We start from the raw sequence: 410 nt of genomic DNA, 5'->3' as shown, positions 1-410 counted from the left end.
GGGCAATCCGAGCGTGCACAACTACGGCCTGATGACCCACAGCAATTACTTCCTTGGTTTGCTGAAAACGCGTAATCGCTACTCGGCAACGTCGGTCGATCAACTGCCGCACCACCTCAGCAGCTACCTGATGTACGGCCACGGTTTGCTGTTGCCGATTCCCGATATCGACCACACCGACTTCATGCTGATCCCCGTCGGCAATTCGCTGGCGTCCAACGGCAGCATCATGACCGTGCCGGACGTCGAGAAGCGCCTGAGGGCGATTCAGGCGCGCGGCGGCAAAGTGGTGGTAGTCGATCCGCGCCGCAGCGAAACCGCAGCGATGGCCAATCAACACGTTTTCGTCCGCCCGGGCGGCGATGCGGCGCTGTTGTTCGGCATGCTCAATACGCTGTTCAGCGAAGGCC

Annotated in this window: 1 pseudogene; it reads left to right on the top strand. The window is 60.7% G+C overall.

Features of this window, described 5'->3' with window-relative positions:
- A pseudogene (locus AC0T7J_RS25455) lies at window positions 1-410 on the top strand (hypothetical protein); the annotation flags it as partial.

The sequence above is a fragment of the Pantoea sp. E956-1 genome, from assembly GCF_982223955.1.
The sequence above is the reverse complement of the archived record's forward strand: the minus strand, read 5'-3'. Positions and strand labels throughout refer to the sequence as shown.